The 19,692-nt window shown below is 65.5% G+C and carries 18 protein-coding genes and 1 pseudogene; 2 read left to right on the top strand and 17 right to left on the bottom strand.

The features are described 5' to 3' along the window. Positions 1-190: 190 nt before the first annotated feature. The 10 genes from hisIE to hisS form a co-directional block, all read right to left on the bottom strand. A complete protein-coding gene (gene hisIE, locus FHY19_RS08095) occupies positions 191-811 on the bottom strand; it encodes a bifunctional phosphoribosyl-AMP cyclohydrolase/phosphoribosyl-ATP diphosphatase HisIE (protein WP_259159787.1) in 621 nt (206 codons plus the stop codon). Next, positions 801-1,577: an imidazole glycerol phosphate synthase subunit HisF gene (gene hisF / locus FHY19_RS08100; RefSeq protein WP_259159786.1), complete on the bottom strand. Its 777-nt coding sequence runs from the start codon at positions 1,575-1,577 to the stop codon at positions 801-803. Before hisF ends, hisIE begins: the two co-directional genes overlap by 11 nt. Beyond that, on the bottom strand, positions 1,571-2,305 hold the full coding sequence (gene hisA, locus FHY19_RS08105) for a 1-(5-phosphoribosyl)-5-[(5-phosphoribosylamino)methylideneamino]imidazole-4-carboxamide isomerase (RefSeq protein WP_259159784.1): 735 nt from the start codon (positions 2,303-2,305) through the stop codon (positions 1,571-1,573). Before hisA ends, hisF begins: the two co-directional genes overlap by 7 nt. Next, positions 2,302-2,904, bottom strand: a complete 603-nt coding sequence (gene hisH, locus FHY19_RS08110) for an imidazole glycerol phosphate synthase subunit HisH (protein ID WP_259159782.1) — start codon at positions 2,902-2,904, stop codon at positions 2,302-2,304. The genes hisA and hisH overlap by 4 nt, the downstream gene beginning before the upstream one ends. Beyond that, positions 2,901-4,028 (bottom strand): bifunctional histidinol-phosphatase/imidazoleglycerol-phosphate dehydratase HisB, encoded by a 1,128-nt coding sequence (hisB, locus tag FHY19_RS08115; RefSeq protein WP_259164323.1) that lies wholly within the window; start codon positions 4,026-4,028, stop codon positions 2,901-2,903. The genes hisH and hisB overlap by 4 nt, the downstream gene beginning before the upstream one ends. Continuing rightward, on the bottom strand, positions 4,025-5,113 hold the full coding sequence (hisC, locus tag FHY19_RS08120) for a histidinol-phosphate transaminase (RefSeq protein WP_259159779.1): 1,089 nt from the start codon (positions 5,111-5,113) through the stop codon (positions 4,025-4,027). The genes hisB and hisC overlap by 4 nt, the downstream gene beginning before the upstream one ends. Further along, positions 5,110-6,405, bottom strand: coding sequence for a histidinol dehydrogenase (gene hisD / locus FHY19_RS08125; protein WP_259164328.1), 1,296 nt, complete (start codon positions 6,403-6,405; stop codon positions 5,110-5,112). Before hisD ends, hisC begins: the two co-directional genes overlap by 4 nt. Beyond that, positions 6,402-7,316, bottom strand: coding sequence for an ATP phosphoribosyltransferase (gene hisG, locus FHY19_RS08130; protein WP_259164335.1), 915 nt, complete (start codon positions 7,314-7,316; stop codon positions 6,402-6,404). The genes hisD and hisG overlap by 4 nt, the downstream gene beginning before the upstream one ends. A 9-nt stretch (positions 7,317-7,325) precedes the next feature. After that, positions 7,326-7,652 carry a YerC/YecD family TrpR-related protein gene (locus FHY19_RS08135; protein ID WP_259164336.1) on the bottom strand — a complete coding sequence of 109 codons (327 nt, stop codon included), beginning with the start codon at positions 7,650-7,652 and terminating at the stop codon, positions 7,326-7,328. 292 nt (positions 7,653-7,944) lie between these two features. Further along, positions 7,945-9,354: a histidine--tRNA ligase gene (gene hisS, locus FHY19_RS08140; RefSeq protein ID WP_259164344.1), complete on the bottom strand. Its 1,410-nt coding sequence runs from the start codon at positions 9,352-9,354 to the stop codon at positions 7,945-7,947. A 247-nt stretch (positions 9,355-9,601) separates the two neighbouring features. Here hisS and FHY19_RS08145 point away from each other — a divergent pair, with 247 nt between their 5' ends. After that, positions 9,602-10,225 (top strand): helix-turn-helix domain-containing protein, encoded by a 624-nt coding sequence (locus FHY19_RS08145; RefSeq protein ID WP_259164355.1) that lies wholly within the window; start codon positions 9,602-9,604, stop codon positions 10,223-10,225. 210 nt (positions 10,226-10,435) lie between these two features. Here the strand turns inward: FHY19_RS08145 and FHY19_RS08150 are convergent, their stop codons facing one another. Both FHY19_RS08150 and thrC read right to left on the bottom strand, forming a co-directional pair. Continuing rightward, positions 10,436-11,179, bottom strand: a complete 744-nt coding sequence (locus FHY19_RS08150) for a murein L,D-transpeptidase catalytic domain family protein (RefSeq protein WP_259159771.1) — start codon at positions 11,177-11,179, stop codon at positions 10,436-10,438. Positions 11,180-11,282: 103 nt separating this feature from the next. After that, a complete protein-coding gene (thrC, locus tag FHY19_RS08155; protein ID WP_259159770.1) occupies positions 11,283-12,587 on the bottom strand; it encodes a threonine synthase in 1,305 nt (434 codons plus the stop codon). Between the two features lie 158 nt (positions 12,588-12,745). Here thrC and FHY19_RS08160 point away from each other — a divergent pair, with 158 nt between their 5' ends. Next, complete coding sequence (locus tag FHY19_RS08160; protein ID WP_259164358.1) at positions 12,746-13,060, top strand: EthD family reductase; 315 nt, start codon at positions 12,746-12,748, stop codon at positions 13,058-13,060. A 74-nt stretch (positions 13,061-13,134) separates the two neighbouring features. On the opposite strand, the gene FHY19_RS08165 is transcribed toward FHY19_RS08160, so the two are convergent. The 5 genes and pseudogenes from FHY19_RS08165 to FHY19_RS08185 form a co-directional block, all read right to left on the bottom strand. Then, positions 13,135-14,109, bottom strand: coding sequence for a homoserine kinase (locus FHY19_RS08165; RefSeq protein WP_259166339.1), 975 nt, complete (start codon positions 14,107-14,109; stop codon positions 13,135-13,137). An 11-nt stretch (positions 14,110-14,120) separates the two neighbouring features. Continuing rightward, complete coding sequence (gene thrA / locus FHY19_RS08170) at positions 14,121-16,628, bottom strand: bifunctional aspartate kinase/homoserine dehydrogenase I (RefSeq protein ID WP_259164365.1); 2,508 nt, start codon at positions 16,626-16,628, stop codon at positions 14,121-14,123. Positions 16,629-17,219: 591 nt separating this feature from the next. Next, positions 17,220-17,720: a TspO/MBR family protein gene (locus FHY19_RS08175; protein ID WP_259166341.1), complete on the bottom strand. Its 501-nt coding sequence runs from the start codon at positions 17,718-17,720 to the stop codon at positions 17,220-17,222. Between the two features lie 237 nt (positions 17,721-17,957). After that, a pseudogene (locus tag FHY19_RS08180) lies at positions 17,958-19,082 on the bottom strand (IS3 family transposase). A gap of 84 nt (positions 19,083-19,166) precedes the next feature. After that, positions 19,167-19,622: a hypothetical protein gene (locus FHY19_RS08185; protein ID WP_259164369.1), complete on the bottom strand. Its 456-nt coding sequence runs from the start codon at positions 19,620-19,622 to the stop codon at positions 19,167-19,169. Positions 19,623-19,692 lie beyond the last annotated feature (70 nt).

Raw genomic sequence — 19,692 nt, forward strand, 5'->3', positions numbered from 1 at the left:
GGGCCTTATCGGTAACGCGTCGCGCCCAGGTGCGCTCCTACGCGGAGGCCGGCGAAACCTATACCTGCCGTGGCCACGCGAACGAAGCGGCGGGCGTGCTGCACACCACGTCACACCGTAGGAGCGCACCCGGGCGCGACGGGGCCTTATCGGTAACGCATCGCGCCCAAGTGCGTTCCTGCCGACCCACTTACTTGTGCCGCGACTCCAGCAGGGCCACCGCATCGGTCAGGCCAAGGCCGCGTGCGCGCAGCAGCACGATCAGGTGATACAGCAGATCGGCCGATTCGCCGAGCAATTCCGCATCGCCTTGCACCACACCGGCCAGTGCGGTTTCCACGCCCTCTTCGCCCACCTTCTGCGCAATGCGGCGGATGCCTTGCTCGAACAGTTTGGTGGTGTAGCTGCCATGCGGGCGCTCGCGCTCGCGCGTGGCGATCAAAGCATCCAGGCTGCCCAGGAACTGACCAGGCGCGCTCGGAAAACAACTGGTGCGGCCCAGATGACAGGTTGGCCCGTGCGGACGCGCCAACACCAGCAGTGTATCGGCGTCGCAGTCGGCCTCGATGGAAACCACGCGCAGCACGTTGCCCGAGCTCTCGCCCTTGGTCCACAGACGCTGCTTGCTGCGGCTGAAGAAGGTGACATTGCCGCCCTGCTGCGTTACTGCCAAGGCCTCGGCGTTCATGTAGCCCAGCATCAGCACGCGCAGGTTGTCGGCGTCCTGCACGACGACCGGCAGCAAGCCGTCGCCCTTGCTCCAGTCCAGCGCCTGCAGCGCGTCGTCGGTTGCCACGGTGTCACTGCCCATCACGTACCTCGATCTGTTGCGCACGCAGGAATTGCTTGAGTTCCGGGATCGGAATCGCGCCGCTATGGAACACGCTGGCGGCCAGGGCGCCATCCACATCGGCCTGGTCGAACACATCGGCAAAATGCTGCATCTGCCCTGCACCGCCGGAGGCGATCAACGGCACGCGACACAGCGCACGCACCTGGCGCAATTGCGCGATATCGTAGCCGCGCCGCACGCCGTCGTTGTCCATGCAATTGAGCACGATCTCACCTGCGCCCAGACGCTGCGCTTCGGCCACCCAATCCAGCGTGCGCATCGGCAGCGCCTGGGTCTTGCTGGGGTCGCCGGTGTAGCGACGCACCCGCCATTGGCCGTCTTCTTCGCGAATGGAATCGATGCCGACCACCACGCACTGCACCCCGAAGGCATCGGCCAGTTCGGAGATCAGTTGCGGGCGGCCCAGTGCCGGGGAATTGATGGAAATCTTGTCGGCACCGGCATGCAGCACCGCACGCGCGGTTTCGACATCCCGAATGCCGCCGGCCACGCAGAACGGAATGTCGATCAGCCGCGCTACCCGCTCCACCCAGGTGTAATCGACCGAACGCCCTTCCGGGCTGGCGCCGATGTCGTAGAAGACCAGCTCATCGGCGCCCTGCGCGCGATAACGCAATGCGAGTTCGACGATGTCGCCCATGTCGATGTGGTCGCGGAACTTGACGCCCTTGACCACGCGCCCATCGCGCACGTCCAGGCACGGGATGATGCGACGGCTCAACATGCCAATGCGTCCTTGAGATCCAGGTGACCTTCGAGCAAGGCCTTGCCCAGCACGATGCCGGCGCAGCCCGATGCCTTGGCCGCGGCGACGTCGGCCAGATTGCGCGCACCGCCGGACACCTGCACCTGCAGCTGCGGCGTCAGTGCACGCAGATGCGCGTACAGCTCCATGTTCGGCCCGGACAACATGCCATCGCGTGCGATGTCGGTGCACAGCAGGTGTTGCAGGCCGGCCTGCGCATAGCGCACCGCCAATTGATCCAGAGTGGCCTCGGCCGCTTCGGTCCAGCCGTGCACCGGCAACTGCCACACACCCGCTGCATCCTGGCGCGTGTCCAGCGCAATGGTCAGGCGGTCCGCACCAAATTCCTGCAACCATGCAATGACCGTATCGCTCTCACGCACCGCCAGCGAGCCGATCACCACGCGTGCCGCGCCTGCGTCGAGGATGCGCGCCACGTCGTCGCGCGAACGCACGCCGCCACCGGTCTGCACCTGCACGCCGGTGGCGCGCGCGATCTCGCCCAGCGTGCCGGCCAAGGTATAGCCGCCAGCCTTGGCCGCATCCAGATCCACCAGATGCATCCACTGTGCCCCGGCATCGGCAAACGCCTGCGCACGCGGCACTACATCGTCGCCATACTGGGTTTCGCGCGCGTAATCGCCCTGCAACAAGCGCACCACGCGCCCGTTGCGGATATCCAGCGCCGGGTAGACGGTAAAACTCATGGGAAGCTCATCTCAAGAAAATTGCGCAGGATGCGGGCACCGGTGTCGGCCGAGCGCTCCGGGTGAAACTGCGCGCCGCAACGCAGGCCCTGCTGTACCACGGCAGTGAACAGGCCGCCGTGGTCGCAGGCGGCCACGGTGTCCGGCGTGACCGGCGCGGCGTAACCATGCACGAAATAGGCGCTGGCGCGTTCGGGCAGGCCGGCCAGCAGTGCCGATTCGCGCATCGGCACCAATTGGTTCCAACCCATATGCGGCACGCGGATGCCGAGCGCCGGCGTCATGTGGCGCACCACGCCCGGCAACACGCCCAGGCATTCCACATCGCCTTCTTCGGAACGCTCGAACAGCAGTTGCATGCCCAGGCAGATGCCGATCAACGGCACCTGCAACTGGCGCAGCGGCTCGATCAACCCCTGTGCGCGCAGCCGTTTCATCGCTTCGGGTGCAGCGCCGACGCCGGGCAGGATCACCCGATCGGCGCCCCGCAAACCGGCCGCATCGCGTACCAGCCGTGCTTCCACGCCCAGCCGCTCCAGTGCGTAGCGCACCGAGCCCAGATTGGCGCCGCCAGCGTCGATCAGCGCAAGATCGGTCATAGCGCGCCCTTGGTCGACGGCAGCGCCGTGCCTTCGCGACGGATCGCCTGGCGCAAGGCGCGTGCAAGCGCCTTGAAACACGCCTCGACCTTGTGGTGATCGTTCTCGCCACGCACGTTCAGGTGCAGGTTCAGTCCGGACGCATCGCAAATGGAACGGAAGAAATGCGGCACCAACTCGGTGGGCATATCGCCCACGCGTTCGCGCTTGAATTCGCCATCGAACACGAAGTAGGGCCGGCCACTGAAATCCAACGCAGCGCTGGCAATGGTTTCATCCATGGGCAGAGTGAACCCATGTTGCGCACCCTCGCCCGCCGCAAGCCACGGGCTTTCAGGCGGATCGAACCCGTAACGGCCAATCCCGCGCTTGTTGCCCAGGGCTTCGCGCAGTGCCTGACCCAGCGCCAGGCCGGTGTCTTCGATGGTGTGATGCTCATCGATATGCAGGTCGCCGTCAGCGCGGATATCCAGCGCAAAACCGCCGTGCTTGCCGATTTGCTCCAGCATGTGGTCGAAGAACGGCAGACCGGTGGCGGTATGCGGTTCGGCCACGCGATCCAGGTCCAGCTCGACGCGTATCCTGGTTTCTTTGGTATTGCGCTGCACCGTTGCGCGCCGTGGCGCATCGGCCAGCTCGTGGGCGATGCCGGGCCAGTCCCACTCGCCGCCGAACTCGTCGGTGCGCAGCTGAAAGCCGCGGATGTTGAGGTTCTGCGCAAACTGGATATCGGTCAGGCGGTCGCCCACCATCGCCGAACGTGACCAGTCGATGTTGCGGTCCTGCAGGTAAGGCACCATCAGGCCAACGCCGGGCTTGCGCGTCGGCGCATTGTCGGCCGGCCAGCTGCAGTCGATCAGCACCTCGCGGAACTCGATGCCCTGGCTGGCGAAGATCTGCAGCATCAGGTTGTTGGGGCCATCGAACGCGGCGCGCGGATAGCTCTCGCTCCCCAGACCGTCCTGATTGGTGACGATGACGAACTGATAGCCGGCATCGCGCAGCTTGAGCATTGCAGGGATCACGTTGTCGACAAAGCGCAGCTTCTCGTAGGCGTCGATCTGGTAATCGGCCGGCTCGGCGATCAGCGTGCCGTCGCGGTCCACAAAAAGAATCGGGGTCATGCGGCCTCCTGCTTGCGCTGCAGCGCGCCGAGCACGCGTTGGTTCTGTTCGACCGTACCCAACGTGATGCGTAGTGCATCGGACAGGCGCGGCACTGCGCGTTGATCGCGCACTACCACCCCGGCTTCCAGTAGCGCCTGGAAAGCGGCCTCGGCATCGTCGAAACGCACCAGCAAGAAGTTGCCTTGCGACGCGTACACCTGGCGAACGCCGGCCAGCTGCGTCAAAGCCATGCGCACACGTTCGCGCTCGCTACGTACCTCGGCAATGCGCCGGCGCGTGACTTCCAGTGCCGGTGCAGACAGCGCCTGCTCGGCCATCGCCGCGCATGGCGTCGGCACCGGATACGGAGCCTGGCAGCGCCGCAACAACGCGATCAGCTCTGCATTGGCGATCAGGCTGCCGATGCGTGCGGCCGCGAGCGCATGCGCCTTGGACAACGTCCGCAGCACGGCAAGATTGTCGTAGCGGCCCAACAGCGCAACCGCAGACGGCACGTCCGAAAATTCGCCATAGGCTTCATCCACAACCACCAGCGCCTTGCCCTGCAGTGCCTGCAATGCGACTTCGATGTCCTGCAACGAAATCGCCGACCCCGCCGGGTTGGACGGCGAACACAGGAACACCAGCTTCGCCTTCGAGGCCAGTGCCGCCTCGACGATGGCGCCGATGTCTGCGTGGAATCCATCGCGACCATCGACCAAGGGCACTTCGACCAGCGGCGCATTCTGCAAGCGCGCGCACACCGCATACATGCCGAACACCGGCGGCGTGACCACCACCGCATCGCGCTCAGGCACGCACAGGCCGCGCACCAGCAGGTCGATCGCCTCGTCGCTGCCGCGGCCGATCAGCAGCTGCTCGGGCGCGCAGCCATACAGCTCGGCCAACGCCACGCGTAGCCCTTTGGGTTGCGGATCGGGGTAGCGCCGCGTGCTGCCATGGGGATCGGCCGGATTGCCCCAGGCCGACTCGTTGGCATTGAGCCAGACATCGCCCTGCAGCGCGCTGGTGCGCGCCGACGAATAGCCGGCAAACGCACGCAGGTCTTCGCGTACCAGTTCAAGAATCGATGGCGTGCTCATGCTGCCACTCCCATGCGCAATGCCACCGCATTGGCGTGCGCATCCAGGCCTTCGGCACGCGCCAGGATCAGCGCGCATTCGCCGATGCCGGCGATACCGGCCTTGCTCGCCGCCTGTACGCTCACCATGTTCTGGAAGCTGGCCACGCTCACCCCGCTATATGCGCGCGCAGCGCCGCTGGTCGGCAGCACGTGGTTGGTGCCGCTGCAATAATCGCCCAGCGCTTCGGGCGTGTAGTCGCCGAGAAAGACCGAACCGGCCGCTTCCACCTGGCTCAACCAGGCGCGCGGTTCGCGCAGCGCCAGAATCAAGTGCTCGGGGGCATAACGGTTGCTGATCGCAAACGCCTCGTCCAGTGTCTGCACCTTGATCAGCCGCGACTGCGCCAGCGCCTGACGGGCGATATCGGCACGCGACAGCTGCGCCAGTTGCGCATCCAGTTCAACTTGCACGGCTGCAATCACCGCATCGCTGTCGGACAGCAGCAACACCTGCGAATCCGGGCCGTGCTCCGCCTGCGATAAAAGATCGGCAGCCACGAAAGCCGGCTGCGCGCCGGCATCGGCAATCACCAGCACCTCCGACGGACCGGCCGGCATATCGATCGCCGCCGCGCCGGATTGCGCCACCTGCTGCTTGGCTTCGGTGACATAGCTGTTGCCGGGCCCAAACAACTTGTCGCAGCTCGGCACCGATTCGGAGCCATAGGCCATCGCCGCAATTGCCTGCGCACCGCCGAGTTTGAACACGCGGCGCACGCCGGTCAGCTGCGCGGCCACCAGCACCGCTGGATCCACGCTGCCATCCTTGCGCGGCGGCGTACACAGCACCACTTCGCGGCAGCCGGCCAGACGCGCGGGAACCCCGAGCATCAACGCAGTCGACGGCAACGGTGCGCTACCGGCCGGCACATACAGCCCCACCCGGCCGATCGGCCGCACGATCTTTTCGCAGATCACGCCAGGCGCGGTTTCCACCGCGTAGCCGTCGCTCATGCCGGCGCGATGAAAGGTGTCGATGCGCGCGACGGCGTCCTGCATCGCCTGGCGCAGTTCCGGCGCCACGGCGGCTTCGGCGGCGGCGAATTCGGCCGCGCTCACTGCAAAGCTGTCCAGCGACACGCCATCGAAACGCGCGGTGATCTCGCGCAATGCCGTATCGCCACGGGCGCGCACATCGGCGATCAAGCTGGCGACCGCCTCGCGCGTCTGTGTGGCCACGGTCTGTACCGGGCGCGTCAATGCGTCGGTGCGCGACGCGCCATCGAGTTGGGACCAATCGAGAATGTTCATGCCAGCGAGCGCTCCACCGTCAATACCATCAAGCCTTGCGCACCTGCGCGTTCGAGCTCTTCCAGCCGCTGCCAGGTCACCGCGCCATGGCACATGGTCTGCAGGCGCAACGCGCCGTTGCCATCGTCGGGGAGTTGCACCAGTGGGTCGGCATCGGGCAGCAGGCGGCGCAGCGCATCCACGTTGTCGTGCTCGGCGCGGAACATCAGCAGCTTGCTGTCGCGCAGCTTGAGAACGCCGTCCATGCGCCGCAGCAGCATCGCCAGCAACGCCGCGCGTGCATCGGCCGGCTCGCGCACGGCGCCGGCCAGCACAGCCTCGCTTTCCATGACCAGCTCGACCGGCTTGAGCTGGTTGGCCGCCAGCGTGGCGCCACTGGACACCAGGTCGCAGATCAGATCGGCGGTACCCAGACGCGGGGCGATTTCCACCGAACCGGAGAGCTCGACCACCGTCGCGTCGATGCCCTGCCGCTCCAGCCAGTCGGCCAGGATCGCCGGATAGCTGGTGGCGATGCGCTTGCCGGCCAGTTGCGCCACGCCCTGCCAGTCCCATTCCTCCGGCACTGCCAGCATCAGCCGGCACTGGCCGAAACCGACCCCGCGCACGGCGTGGTACGCGGCCGGCAAGCCGGCGCGGCGACGCGCCGATGCCTGCTCGTCCAGCTCGTTCTGGCCCACGATCCCCAAGTCGCAGACGCCATCGGCGATCAGGCCAGGAATGTCGTCGTCGCGCACCAGCAGCAGGTCCACCGACAGCGATTCGCCGTAGCAGAACAATTTGTCGCGGCTCTGCCGCCAGCTCAGCCCGCAGGCGGCCAGCAGGCTGCGGGCCGGCTCGGCCAGGCGGCCGTTTTTCTGGATGGCAATACGCAACCGGTCACGTGCCGGCGCTGCCGTAGAAGCACTCATCTTGTTCTCTCAGTGGGAATCGACAGGGCGCGCGGCTTGCTCGCGCAGGGCCGCGGCATAGCCGCCGGCGCCGTGTTCCAGCGTGCGCGCAACGCGCCCGATGGTGGTGACGCTGACCTGGGTCAACTCATGGATTTCGCGGTACGGCACACCCTTGATCAGCAACGGCACCACCCGCCAACGGTCGGACATGGCCTCCAGCTCGGCAGGCGTGCACAGGTCGCGCAGGAAGGCCTCGACCGCACCCGGTTCTTTCAGGCACGCCAGGGCATCGGCCAGCATCTTGAGGGAGGCAGTGACATCGGTGGTTTCGCGGGGGGCGGGTCGTTGTTTCATTGCGTTAATGTAATAGCGTGTTAGTACATTAGCGCAAACGACATGAATTGTCACCGGCTGGACGCGGTGTTTGAGTGGTTACCTGGGCTGAGACGGCGGAACGCCCCTCATCCGGCGCTGCGCGCCACCTTCTCCCGTCAACGGGAGAAGGACGTGATTCCTGGAGTTCAGACTCTCACTGGCCTGTCCCGCTCAGCAGCTGACGGGCGCAGCTCGTCCAAGCCAGCCCCCCCCTTCTCCCGCCTTGCGGGAAGAGGTGCCCGTCAGGGCGGATGAGGGGTGGCAGCGCCGTTCACATCACCTTGGCCTGCTCCAGCTCCACCTGCAGCGTACTCGCCAACTCCTCGCGCGCCACATCGAACTGCTGCTCACGCACGAGATCCTTGACCGCCACCACGCCGCGCGCCAGTTCGTCGTCGCCGGCCAGCACCACAAAGCGGATGCCCGCGCGGGCGGCGTACTGGAACTGCTTGCCGACCTTCTTCGGCTCCATCTGCACTTCAGTGTTGATGCCGCCGATACGCAGGCGGCGCGCGATATCCAGCGCGTCGTCCAGGCGGGTTTCGTCCATCAGCGCCACCATGGCCTGCACGCTGCTCTCGGCGATGCCCTGGATCAGGCCGGCCTCGCGCAGCTGCCAGAACAACCGGGTCAGGCCGATCGAGATGCCCACGCCCGGCAGCCTGGACTTGGTGTAGTGGCTGGCCAGGCTTTCGTAGCGGCCGCCCGAGCAGATCGAGCCGATCTGCGGGTGATCGGTCAGCGTGGTTTCGTAGACGGTGCCGGTGTAGTAATCCAGCCCGCGCGCGATCGAGAAGTTCAGGCAGTACGCCGTCTCCGGCACGCCCAAGGCCTTGACCAGCTCCAGCACCTCGCGCAATTCGGCGATGCCCTCGCCCAGCGTCGCGCTCGCGCCTACCGAGGCTTCCAGCGCCTGCAGCTGCGCCAGCGCATCGGCATGCCCAGTCGAGCGCACCGCCACGAAGGCCAGGATCTTGTCGACCTGCTCGGCGGCGATGCCGAAGCCCTCGCCCACCAGCGTGTCGCGCACGTAATCGGCGCCGCGCTTGTCGATCTTGTCGACCTCGCGCAGCACCGCCAGCTGCAGCTCACCCTCGGCGACGCCCAGGCTTTCGAAAAAGCCGCGCAGCAGCTTGCGGTTGTTCAACTGCACCTTGAACTCGCCGATGCCCAGCTCGGCAAACACCGCGTGGATCACCGCCAGCACTTCGGCGTCGTAGCGGATGCTCAACGCATCCTTGCCGATCACATCGATATCGCACTGGTAAAACTCGCGGAAACGCCCGCGCTGGGCACGCTCGCCGCGGTACACGCGCTGCATCTGGTAGCGGCGGAACGGGAAGCTCAGGTCGTGCTCGTGCTCGGCCACATAGCGCGCCAGCGGCACGGTGAGGTCGAAACGCAACGCCAGCTCCGGCAGGCCGCCGCTCTCGGCACCCTCGTCGGCAGCGGCGGCGGCATTGGCCAGCGCGCCAGTGGACTGCACGAAATACACCTGGCGCTCGGTCTCGCCGCCGGACTTGGTCAGCAACACGTCGGACAGCTCGAACACCGGGGTTTCGACCGGCAGGAACCCGAACCGCTCGTAATTGCGGCGGATGACGTCCAGCATGCGCTGGAACGCGATCTGCTCGCGCGGCAGCAATTCCATGATGCCGGGCGGCGTACGGGGCTTGATCACGAGCGAAACTCCTGCAGGACGACTGGGCGAGCCGGCAATTCTACCGGCTGGGCGGCCATGCTGACCGCATGGCGTATCATCGATCTGCGTCCCAGGCAGTGCGTGACTCATGTACCGGCAGCTTTCAGACCCCAGCACGACCTGTCCGGCGCCCGGCACGGCAGCGGGCAGCGATGCGCGCGGCTCCGACTGTGCGCTATGCGCGGTCCGCGGCCGCGCGATCTGCGCGGCACTGTCGCCACAGGAAATGGACGCGCTCGATCAGGCCACCACCGCGTCCAGCTACGCACCCGGCAGTACGCTGGTGCGTGCCGGCGATCTGCGCCAGCATGTCTACACCGTCACCTCCGGCGCCTTGCGCATGGTGCGCACGCTGGCCGACGGCCGCCGCCAGATCACCGGTTTCGTACTGCCCGGCGACTATGTGGGGCTGACCGAAACCGCGCAGCACCGCCACGATATCGAAGCCATCGTCCAAACCCGCGTGTGTCGCACGCCGCTGGCACAGATGCGCCAGTTGCGCGATCGCTCCCCGCAGCTGGAACGCAAGCTGCTGCAACGCGCCAGCATGGAACTGGCTGCCGCGCAGGACACCGGCCTGCTGCTGGCGCGGCTGCAACCCAGCGAACGGCTGGCGCACTTTCTGTTGCGTCTGGCCGCCCGCTCCACCGAGCCTGGCGCCAGCGGCGACACCGTGGCGCTGCCGATGAGCCGCGGCGACATCGCCGACCATCTCGGCCTGACCATGGAAACGGTGAGCCGCACCTTCACCAAACTCAGGCAGCAGCAGCTGATCGCGCTACCGCAGCTGCAGTTGGTGCAGATCCTGGATTACGCCGCCCTGCGCCGCCTGGCAGGCGATACGGCCTGAGCGCTGTCTGGCCGATGGCGGTCGAACGGCTGGCTGGATTGCATGACCGCCCCGCTGCGCGGTGGCAACGCCGCAATGTCAGCAGTGGCGTTGAACACCCCCATGCGCCGCCCCGGTGGCGGCACCCAACGCGGCAGCCGCGCAGAGGCGCTCGAGTCACGCCAGTTGCGGTCTCAACTGCAGTCCCGAATCAACCCGCAGCGCCATGCATCAGCGGCCGCCCACCGCACTCGCCACCGAGGCACCGCAGCCGCTACTGAGTAGTTGCGACTGCCGCAGCCAGGCGCGGTCCGGGTAATAAGCGAAGACGAACGCACCTTCGCGCAAGGTATCGATCAGCTGCCTGGCCACGGCCGGCCGCACTGCGGGGCAACCCAGGCTGCGCCCGAGCCGGCCCTGGGTGCGGATGATGGCCTCGCTGACATAGGGCGCGCCGTGGATGACGATGGCGCGGTCGCGTGCGTGATCGTTGAAGCCCGGCTCCAGGCCTTTGAGCCGCAACGAGTAGCCGTTGTGACCGGTATACGACTCCTGCGCGGTGAACGCGCCCAGGCTGGACTGGAAGCTGCCGTCGGCGTTGGAGAACTTCGCGGCCAGGTTCTCGCCGGTGTTGCGCCCGTGCGCCACCCATTCCTGAAACAACAAACGCTGCTTGGCCAGATCGAACACCCAGAGCCGGCGTTCGGTCGACGGCCGGCTGTAGTCGATGACGCTGAGCACACGCTCGGCGCCCACCTGCTGACGCTGACGCGCGCATTGCAGCGCCTCGGCCGCCAGCGCCAGCACCTGGCGGTCCAGCGACGGCGCCTGGCGTGCCAAGGCATCGATCAACCCCGCACGCGGCGCGCCCAAGGGCGACACCGGGGACGCAACCATGGCGTCGGCCGCCATGGCCGCACCCGCCACTACGCAGCCGCACAAGGCGGCAGCAACGGCAATCACTCGATAAGACATGCAGCAACCCACATCGAACGCGGCGCCACGCCGGGGCCGCACCCCGATAGAGATAGCCCCATGCGCGGCACTTTCCAACCCCGGCTGGCTGAACGCGTTTGGCTCAGACCGCATCCGCAAGCAGACGCCGCCGGAATGCCGCGTAGTCCGGCGCCAGCGCTTCGGCATGTGCGGGACGCTGCAACAACGCTGCCAGCGCCGGCGGCACATCGACCGCCCGGCCGATCAACGGCTCCACCACGCCCTCGAACTTGGCCGGGTGCGCAGTGGCCGCCACGGCCCAGTCCCCGGTGACGCCCTCGGCACCTTCGGCACGCAGTTGCTCCAGCACATGCACTGCGGTGGCGGTATGCGGGCAATGCACCTCGCCGTAGCGCGCATACCGCTGCCGGATGGTGTGGCTGATGGCTGCATCGTCAACCGACAACGCCCGGAACGCCTCGCGCAATGCCGCATCGTCGCCTTGGTACAACCAGCGCAGCCGCTCGAAATTGCTCGGTGCGCCCACGTCCATGGCATTGGCCAGGGTCGCCACGCTGGGCTGCGGCGCGTAATCGTCGCCGGCGAAGTAATCGGGCAACACGTGGTTGGCATTGGACGCCAGCGCGATCTTGCCCAACGGCACCCCGAGCGCACGCGCCAGGATCGCCGCCAGCCCGTTGCCCAGATTGCCGGTAGGCACCACCAGATTCAGCACACTGCCTGTGGCGGCCTGGTGCTGCAGGCCCGCGTGCGCGTAATAGCTCATCTGCGGCAGCAGCCGGCCCAGGCTGATGCTGTTGGCCGAACTCAGCGGCAGCTGCGCCTGCAGCGGCGCATCGTTCAGGGCCTGCTTGACCATCGCCTGGCAATCGTCGAACGAACCGGCCACGCGCAGGGCCTGGATGTTGTCGCCAAAGCAGCCCAGCTGATGCGCCTGCCGTGGCGACACGCGGCCATCCGGATACAGCACCACCACGCGCAGGCCGGGCTGGCGATGAAAGGCGGCGGCCACCGCAGCGCCGGTATCGCCGGAGGTGGCCACCAGGATGGTGAGCGGGCGGTCTTCGGCCCGGCGCAGGCGGGTCAGGCAGGCCGCCAGGAAGCGCGCACCGAAATCCTTGAATGCGGCAGTGGGGCCATGAAACAGCTCCAGCGCGTAGTCGCCGGGCGTGGCCAGCGGCACCAGAGGCGCCGGGAAATCGAACGCTTCGGCGCAGATGGCCGGCAACTCGGGTGCCAACGCATCGCCTTCGAAAAACGGCTGCAGCAAGGTGGCGGCGGTCGCAGCCAGATCGGCACCGGCGGCCAGCATGCGCGCCGGCGGCAAGGCCTGCGGCACATACAGTCCGCCATCGGGGGCCAGGCCGGCGGCAATCGCCTGACTCAGGCTTGCGGCGGGTGCGCCGCCACGGGTGGAGATGAACATCAACGTGACTCCAGGCAAAGACAGGACCGGGTGTTACCCGGCAATGAAATGAGCGAAGGAATGGACATGGTTGGCACGGTCGCTGCGTTCCGCCGGATGGTCCCCTGCACCCACTGGCACGGCGCTATGCTGCGCGCACCTTTCCGTGGAGTCGGCAGATGATCAAGGTCAGCGTGATGTACCCCTACCGCGACGGTGCCCGTTTCGACCACACCTACTACCGCGACCAGCACATGCCGCTGGTAAGCGCGCGCATGGGCGCGGCCTGCCTGCGTTACACGGTGGACAGGGGACTCAGTGGCGGCGACCCCGGCAGCACGCCGGCCTTCATCGGCATGTGCCATATCTTTTGCGACTCGGTGGAAGCGTTCAACGGCAGCTTCGGCCCGCACGCAGCGGAGATCCTGGGCGACATCCCCAACTACACCGACCTGAGTCCGGTAATGCAGATCAGCGAGGTCGTCGTGGAATGAGGTACGTGCAGCGTGTTGCATGGCCCGCACGCCGCACGCTGCATCGTTCCGAACTGAGAGGTGCAGATGCCGGGTCATTCGATCAGCCGCGCGGCCGGGCTGGCGATCGGCGATACCCAGAACTGGCTATCGAACCCGGCAGCGGCAAAGGCAGCCTGTACCGCAGGCGCGGCGGCGTGCGCGGCGGCGCGCGTTTCGAACCAGGCAAACACGCTGGGGCCGGCACCGGAAATGCTTGCACCCATCGCGTCATGCGCCAACGCCGCCTGCTTGGCGGCTGCAAAGCCGGCGATCAACGGCGCACGGCGTGGCTCCACCAGCACATCGCGCAGGCCCGCGCGCACCAACCCGGCATCGCCGGCATGGCAGCCCGCCAGTACCAACGCAAGATTGGTGCTCTGCGCGACGAACTCGCGCAACTGGTAATCGCCGGCCAGGGCCTCGCGCGCGCGCCGGGTTTCCAGCACCGCGTCCGGGTGCACCAGCAAGCTGTGCCAGGCCGCCGGCACTGCGACCGGCACCAACCGCTCCAGCGTGCACACCACCAGACCGCCTAAAAACAGCGGCCCCAGATTGTCGCCATGCCGGCTCCCGCTGGCGACGGCTTCGCCATCGAGCGCATGCTGATACAGCTGCGCATTGCCCAGCGGCGTATCCAGCAGCGCGTTTGCCGCCACCAGCGCAGCCACACACGACGCTGCCGAGCCCCCCATGCCCGAGCTCAGCGCAATGCCTTTGTCGATCTCCACTTCAAAACCGTATGGCAGATCCAACGCAGCGCGCAGCGACATCAAGGCCGCACCGGCGGTGTTGCGCTCGGCATCCAGCGGCAACGCGACGGTTGTGCCGCGAATGGCGGCGATGCGTACCACTGGCGCATCGACACGACGCACGGTCACCGTGTCGCCCACGCCATCGACCGGATATCCCAACAGGTCAAAGCCCACCGCCACGTTGGCAACCGATGCCGGGGCGAAGGCGCGCGCCTGGTGCAGAGCGTGCGCGCCGCGCGCCGCGCCTTGCGCATGCGCGACTGCCGATTGACCGATCACCGCCTGGCTCACAACCGCGCCCCCTCGCCGGCCGCCACGCGCAGCAGGTCGGCGAACACGCCTGCTGCGGTCACTTCCGGCCCGGCGCCCGGGCCCTGCACCACCAACGGGTTCTCGCAGTAGCGACGCGTAGTGAACTGCACCACGTTATCGGTCAGGCGCAGGTTGGCGAAGGCATGATCGGCAGGCAGTTCCACCAGTCCCACGCTCGGTGCGCGATCAGGCGGCAGCTGCGCGACATAGCGCAGCACGTTGCCGCGCGCACGCGCGTCGGCCAGGCGCTGCGCGAACGTGGCATCCACTTCATGCAGGCGCGCCATGAAATCCTCCACGCTGGCCTGGCGTAATGCTTCGGGTACCAGGCTTTCGACCTGCACATCTTCCAGGCTGATCGCACGCCCTGCTTCGCGCGCCAGGATCACCAGCTTGCGCGCCACATCCACACCCGACAGATCGTCGCGCGGATCCGGCTCGGTATAGCCCATGCCACGCGCCTGCGTCACCAACTCGGCGAACGGCACGCTGCCGTCGTACTTGTTGAACAGCCACGCCAATGTGCCGGAGAAGATGCCTTCGATCGAGGTCACCGCATCGCCGGTATCGACCAGGTCGCGCAGCGTGGTGATCACCGGCAGGCCCGCGCCCACGGTGGCCTCGTAACGGAAGCGCGCGCCGCTGGCATCGGCCGCCGCACGGATCGCCTGATACCGCTGCAACGGGCCGGAGCCGGCCTGTTTGTTCGGCGTCACCACGTGGATGCCGGCAGCCAACCAGTCCGCATAGCGGTCGGCCACTTCCGCGCTGCCGCTGCAATCGATGATCACCGTGTGCGGCAGATGTGCGGACAACAGGTGCGTGGTGAAACGTTCCAGATCGGTCGCGGTGGCTGCGGCGGCGAAGGCATCGCGCCAGTTGCCGACCAGGCCGCGCTCGTCGAGCAACATGCGGCCGCGCGAAACCACTGCGCGCAGGCGAAGATCTATATTGGCCTTGCCCAGCAATTGCGGCTGCGCAATACGCAACTGGTCCAGCAACGCCGCGCCCACATTGCCTGGCCCGATCACGCCTACCGAGAAGGTCTGCGGCGACAACCAGAAGCCGGCATGCGCCGCACGCAAGGCCTTGGTCGCATGCGCCGCATCGATGGCCACCGAGATGTTGCGCTCCGACGAGCCCTGCGCGATCGCCAGGATATTGACCTGCGCGCGCCCCAGCGACTCGAACAACCGTGCCGCCACGCCCGGCTGGCCGGCCATGCCATCGCCCACTGCCGCCAGCACGCTGATGCCGGTGGTCAGCTGCACACGCTGCACCTGGCCAACCGTGAGTTCATGCGCGAAGGCCTGCAGCAAGGCGTTGCGCGCGCGCTCGGACTCATGCTGTTTGACCACGCAACAGATCGAATGCTCCGACGAGCCCTGCGAGATCATCACCACCGATACCTGCGCCGTGCGCAGCGCCGCGAACACGCGCTCGGCCGTACCCGGCACGCCGATCAGGCCTGTGCCTTCCAGATTCAGCACGGCCAGGTCGGGGCTGAGCGTCAGCCCCTTGATCGGCCCGCTCACCGCGCTGCTGGCAGTGATGCGCGTACCCGGATGTTCGGGCTGGAAGGTGTTGCGGATGATGATCGGCAGGCCGCGTTCGATCGCCGGCGACATGGTCTGCGGATGCACCACCTTGGCGCCGAAATACGCCAGCTCGCAGGCTTCGTCGTAGCTCAGCGTTTCCAGCTGCACCGCTTCGGGAACCACGCGCGGGTCGGCCGAGAGCACGCCATCCACGTCGGTCCAGATATGCAGCTCATCGGCATCGAACAAGGCCGCGAAGATCGCGCCGGAATAATCGCTGCCGTTGCGCCCCAACGTGGTGATGCGGTCGGCGCGGTCGCGCGCCACGAAGCCGGTGACCACCACGCGCGTCTGCGGATACGCCTGGCGCCAGGTTGCAAGGCGCTGCGCGCTGGTGTCCCAGTCCACATCCACGCCGAGTTCGCCGCGATTGACCACCAGCACATCGCGCGCATCCAGCACCGCGCAATCTTCGCCAAGCGCGCGGAAATGGTCGCCCAGCAACTGCGCCGAATACACCTCGCCCAGGCCTTGCACGCGGTCGAGCACCTCGCGCGGCAACTCGCCGATCACCGCCAATGCGCCGAGGATTTGCGACAGGTGCTCGAAGCGCTCGTCCAGCCACTCCACCGTCGGCCCCGAATGTTCGCCAAGCAAGGCCACCGCCGCACCGCGATGACGCGCGCGCGTCTCATGCCAGCGCTCGCGCCACTCCGGGCGGTTCTGTGCGGCCAGCTCGGCCAGTTCGATCAAGGCATCGGTCACGCCCTTCATCGCCGAGACCACGGTGACCTGCACCGACTCGTCGCGTGCCAGCAACAGCTGCGCCACGTGCCGGTAGCGCTCGGCATCGGCCACCGAGGTGCCGCCGAATTTATGCACGACGGTGCGTGCGGACGATGCGGCAACAGCAGCGGGTTCGAGCGAAACGACAGACGATGACATCGACAGACCTCGTTAGGGAGGCCCCGTCCGCATCAGATGAGGGAGGAAAGCCCCCGCATCCTGATCCGGGTGCGGGGCCGTTGTTTTCGGAAGTTACGCGAAGACGACGGGCCGCACCGGGCGAATGGTGACGGTGGTAATGGTGGTGGTAATGCCGGCCACGCCCGCACCCGGCCGCAGTAGCGGCTGGCAGAGAAGCGAAACAGTGGCGGAGGCGTTATCCATGCATGCAAAAGACATCACAGGGCCGAGGCCTGTCAAGCATTGCGTGAATGGGCAGGCGCACGCGCTCGGGGCGCGAAACAGAAAACCTTGCTGCTCAGGGATTTAAGCATCGCGCGCGCAAGCAATTGATTGCCATGGAAACTTTTGGAACCACTTTGGAGAGCCGCCCTGCGCAGGTTTCGAACCTCGATTGGTAGTGTCATGCGCTCAGATGACGCGATACAACTGACTAGACCGCTTGCGGGCGAGGTGTCGCTTCGCTGCCCGCATCAGTTCGCAGCAAGCAACAGGCCACTTCGCACCAAGCAACAGATCGTCGCTATTGCCGCGCCGGTGAGTACGTGCCACCAAGATCAGCAGCGGAGATCAGCCGAGTACCTGGGGATTGAGTTGCCAGACCGAAAAGTTGAGCGCCGCCGCGAAGCTCACCCACGCCAGATACGGCACCAATAACCACGCCGCCAGCGCCCGCCGCTTCGAGAACACGGCAATCGTTCCGGCCAGCACCAGCCACAGCGCCACGATATCCGCGAATGCCCAAGCCCCCAGATGCCACGCAAAGAACAGCCAGCTCCACAAACCATTGAGCGTCAGCTGCAGCACGAACAGGCCCAGCGCCGGACGCGTTCCCGCCCGGCTGCCGCGCCGCCACACCAACCAGACCGACACCGCCATCATTCCGTACAACACTGTCCACACCGGTCCGAACAACCAGCCCGGCGGCGCCCACGCCGGCCGCGCAAGTTCTGCATAGAAGCCGGCCGCCTGGATGGATGCCATCGCACCAAGCCCAGCGACCGCATAGCACAGCGCCAACCAGCCGAAGAGGCCGAACCATTGCGACTTTCTTGAAATACCTTGCGTCATAACTGCCGTGAAGTCTTGTCGGTGCTCAGTAGCGTGGCAGAGCATCTGTGCAAGCCGCGACTACGCGGATGAACGGACCGAGTTCAGTCAATCCGCTAAGGGTGTGAGGAAACCGGCAGGTAGACCCATCAATCGAACTTGACGAATTCTTCAGCAAACCCTTGGTGTATCACTACGGAAAGCTTACGAGGCTTTTAGTAAAAAGCGCGACGCCCCCGTCCTGAGTAGTGGGCGGGTTTAGAGTCCTGTGCTGATGTTATCCATCTCGCCAGCCAACTGCGCGGCGTACTGGGCGGGCGTCAGTCCGCCAAGTGCTCGTTTAGGCCTTTCTTCGTTGTAGTCACGCCGCCAGCTTTCGATACTGGTCCTGGCATGGAGCAACGTCGGGAACCAATTCTCGTTCAGACATTCATCGCGCAGCCGCCCGTTGAAGGACTCAACGTAAGCGTTTTGGTTCGGCTTGCCCGGCTCGATCAGGCGCAGGGCAATTCCCTTCTCGTGAGCCCACGCCACCATCGCTTTGCCGCAAAACTCCTTGCCGTTGTCTGTCCTGATCACTTGCGGCAAACCGCGCTGAACGGCCAATCTGTCCAGCACCCTGGCAACGCCCTGCCCGGAAATAGCCCGTTCCACCTCGATGGCCACGGCCTCGTGGGTGGCGTCGTCAACGATGGTCAGGCACTTGATTACTCGGCCTTCCGCGGTGCGGTCGAACACAAAATCCATCGACCACACCTGATTGGCGGCGGACGGGCGCAGCAAGGGCTGACGCTCACCGACAGGCACCTTCTTGCGCTTCCTGCGACGCACCTGCAGACCCGCTTCCTGATACAGGCGTTCCACGCGCTTGTAGTTCACAACAAGCCCCCTCTATCGCAATTTCAGATGGATCATGCCCACGCCGTAACGACGATGCCGGTGTGCCAGTACAGCGATCTGCTCGCGCAGTTCAACATTGTGGTCAGGCCTGGGCTTGTAACGCAGTGCGCTGGCGCTCATGCGTGCAACCACCAACGCGCGCCGCTCGCTCAGCCCTTTCTCGACCATGCTCCGCACCAGCAACCTGCGCGCCGGTGCGGTCACCACTTTTTTCGCAACGCATCCTTGATGACGTCGTTCTCGAACACCTGCTCGGCCAGCAACTTCTTCAGGCGTGTGTTCTCGGCCTCCAGATCCTTGAGCCGCTTGGCGTACGGGCACGCTCATGCCACCGAACTTGCTGCGCCATAGGTAGTACGAGGCCTCACTGAAGCCATGCTGGCGGCATAGGTCCTTGATCGGCATGCCCGCCTCGGCCTCGCGCAGGAAGCCGATGATCTGTTCTTCGGAAAAGCGCTTCTTCACGTCCAATCTCCTTGTCATTGAGGATTGGACTCCAAACCGTCGCGCTACTCAATCTCGGGGGGACGTCGACCCCTTTACTTCTCACCCGCGCCTTACTGTCAATTAATATTTGGACGTCATACCAATTCTACCAGCAACATAATCTGTTAATAAATCAATGTCCTTATAGGCCCCTAAAGACAACATAGCATCGTTCTTGGAAATGCAATCCCTCATCGAGATATCTGACGAACTAGCAAAATTCTCTGCCGCAAAGAAAAATGACGGTGCAATTATCCAATTAGTATTTGGCATCACCTCTCGGAGATGACCTCTCATCACCCAATCCACTACACCCTCATATCCCGCAACAAGATCCATGAGACTTTTAACAACAATAAAATCCTCTTTTACAAATCTAAAGGCCACATATGGGGGATATGTTGACATATCCTTTTTCTCGAAATAATCTCCATTCCAGACCCTGGCCTCACGCGACTGATAACGCCTCCACTCAAGAGGGCTCATCCAATCGATTACATTGAGCAATCGCCCCTCTCTGGCCTCAATAATCTTCATAATTATTTTCCAAATCCTTTCAAATTTCTTAAAATTTGCAAACCACCCGGATTTATCCCTTTAATATGCC

Source organism: Xanthomonas sp. 4461 (genome assembly GCF_024806475.1).
Taxonomy (GTDB): Bacteria; Pseudomonadota; Gammaproteobacteria; order Xanthomonadales; family Xanthomonadaceae; genus Xanthomonas; species Xanthomonas arboricola_F.

What these genes read in the sequence shown, in the direction of transcription:
- hisH (WP_259159782.1), bottom strand. Translation starts at nt 2,904, where the DNA reads ATGACCGATCTTGCGCTGATCGACGCTGGCGGCGCCAATCTGGGCTCG.
- hisC (WP_259159779.1), bottom strand. Translation starts at nt 5,113, where the DNA reads ATGAGCACGCCATCGATTCTTGAACTGGTACGCGAAGACCTGCGTGCG.
- FHY19_RS08145 (WP_259164355.1), top strand. Translation starts at nt 9,602, where the DNA reads ATGGACGCGCTCGATCAGGCCACCACCGCGTCCAGCTACGCACCCGGC.
- hisIE (WP_259159787.1), bottom strand. Translation starts at nt 811, where the DNA reads ATGGGCAGTGACACCGTGGCAACCGACGACGCGCTGCAGGCGCTGGAC.
- hisF (WP_259159786.1), bottom strand. Translation starts at nt 1,577, where the DNA reads ATGTTGAGCCGTCGCATCATCCCGTGCCTGGACGTGCGCGATGGGCGC.
- FHY19_RS08175 (WP_259166341.1), bottom strand. Translation starts at nt 17,720, where the DNA reads ATGACGCAAGGTATTTCAAGAAAGTCGCAATGGTTCGGCCTCTTCGGC.
- FHY19_RS08135 (WP_259164336.1), bottom strand. Translation starts at nt 7,652, where the DNA reads ATGAAACAACGACCCGCCCCCCGCGAAACCACCGATGTCACTGCCTCC.
- FHY19_RS08160 (WP_259164358.1), top strand. Translation starts at nt 12,746, where the DNA reads ATGATCAAGGTCAGCGTGATGTACCCCTACCGCGACGGTGCCCGTTTC.
- hisG (WP_259164335.1), bottom strand. Translation starts at nt 7,316, where the DNA reads ATGAGTGCTTCTACGGCAGCGCCGGCACGTGACCGGTTGCGTATTGCC.
- hisD (WP_259164328.1), bottom strand. Translation starts at nt 6,405, where the DNA reads ATGAACATTCTCGATTGGTCCCAACTCGATGGCGCGTCGCGCACCGAC.
- hisB (WP_259164323.1), bottom strand. Translation starts at nt 4,028, where the DNA reads ATGACCCCGATTCTTTTTGTGGACCGCGACGGCACGCTGATCGCCGAG.
- FHY19_RS08150 (WP_259159771.1), bottom strand. Translation starts at nt 11,179, where the DNA reads ATGTCTTATCGAGTGATTGCCGTTGCTGCCGCCTTGTGCGGCTGCGTA.
- hisA (WP_259159784.1), bottom strand. Translation starts at nt 2,305, where the DNA reads ATGAGTTTTACCGTCTACCCGGCGCTGGATATCCGCAACGGGCGCGTG.
- thrC (WP_259159770.1), bottom strand. Translation starts at nt 12,587, where the DNA reads ATGTTCATCTCCACCCGTGGCGGCGCACCCGCCGCAAGCCTGAGTCAG.
- FHY19_RS08185 (WP_259164369.1), bottom strand. Translation starts at nt 19,622, where the DNA reads ATGAAGATTATTGAGGCCAGAGAGGGGCGATTGCTCAATGTAATCGAT.
- thrA (WP_259164365.1), bottom strand. Translation starts at nt 16,628, where the DNA reads ATGTCATCGTCTGTCGTTTCGCTCGAACCCGCTGCTGTTGCCGCATCG.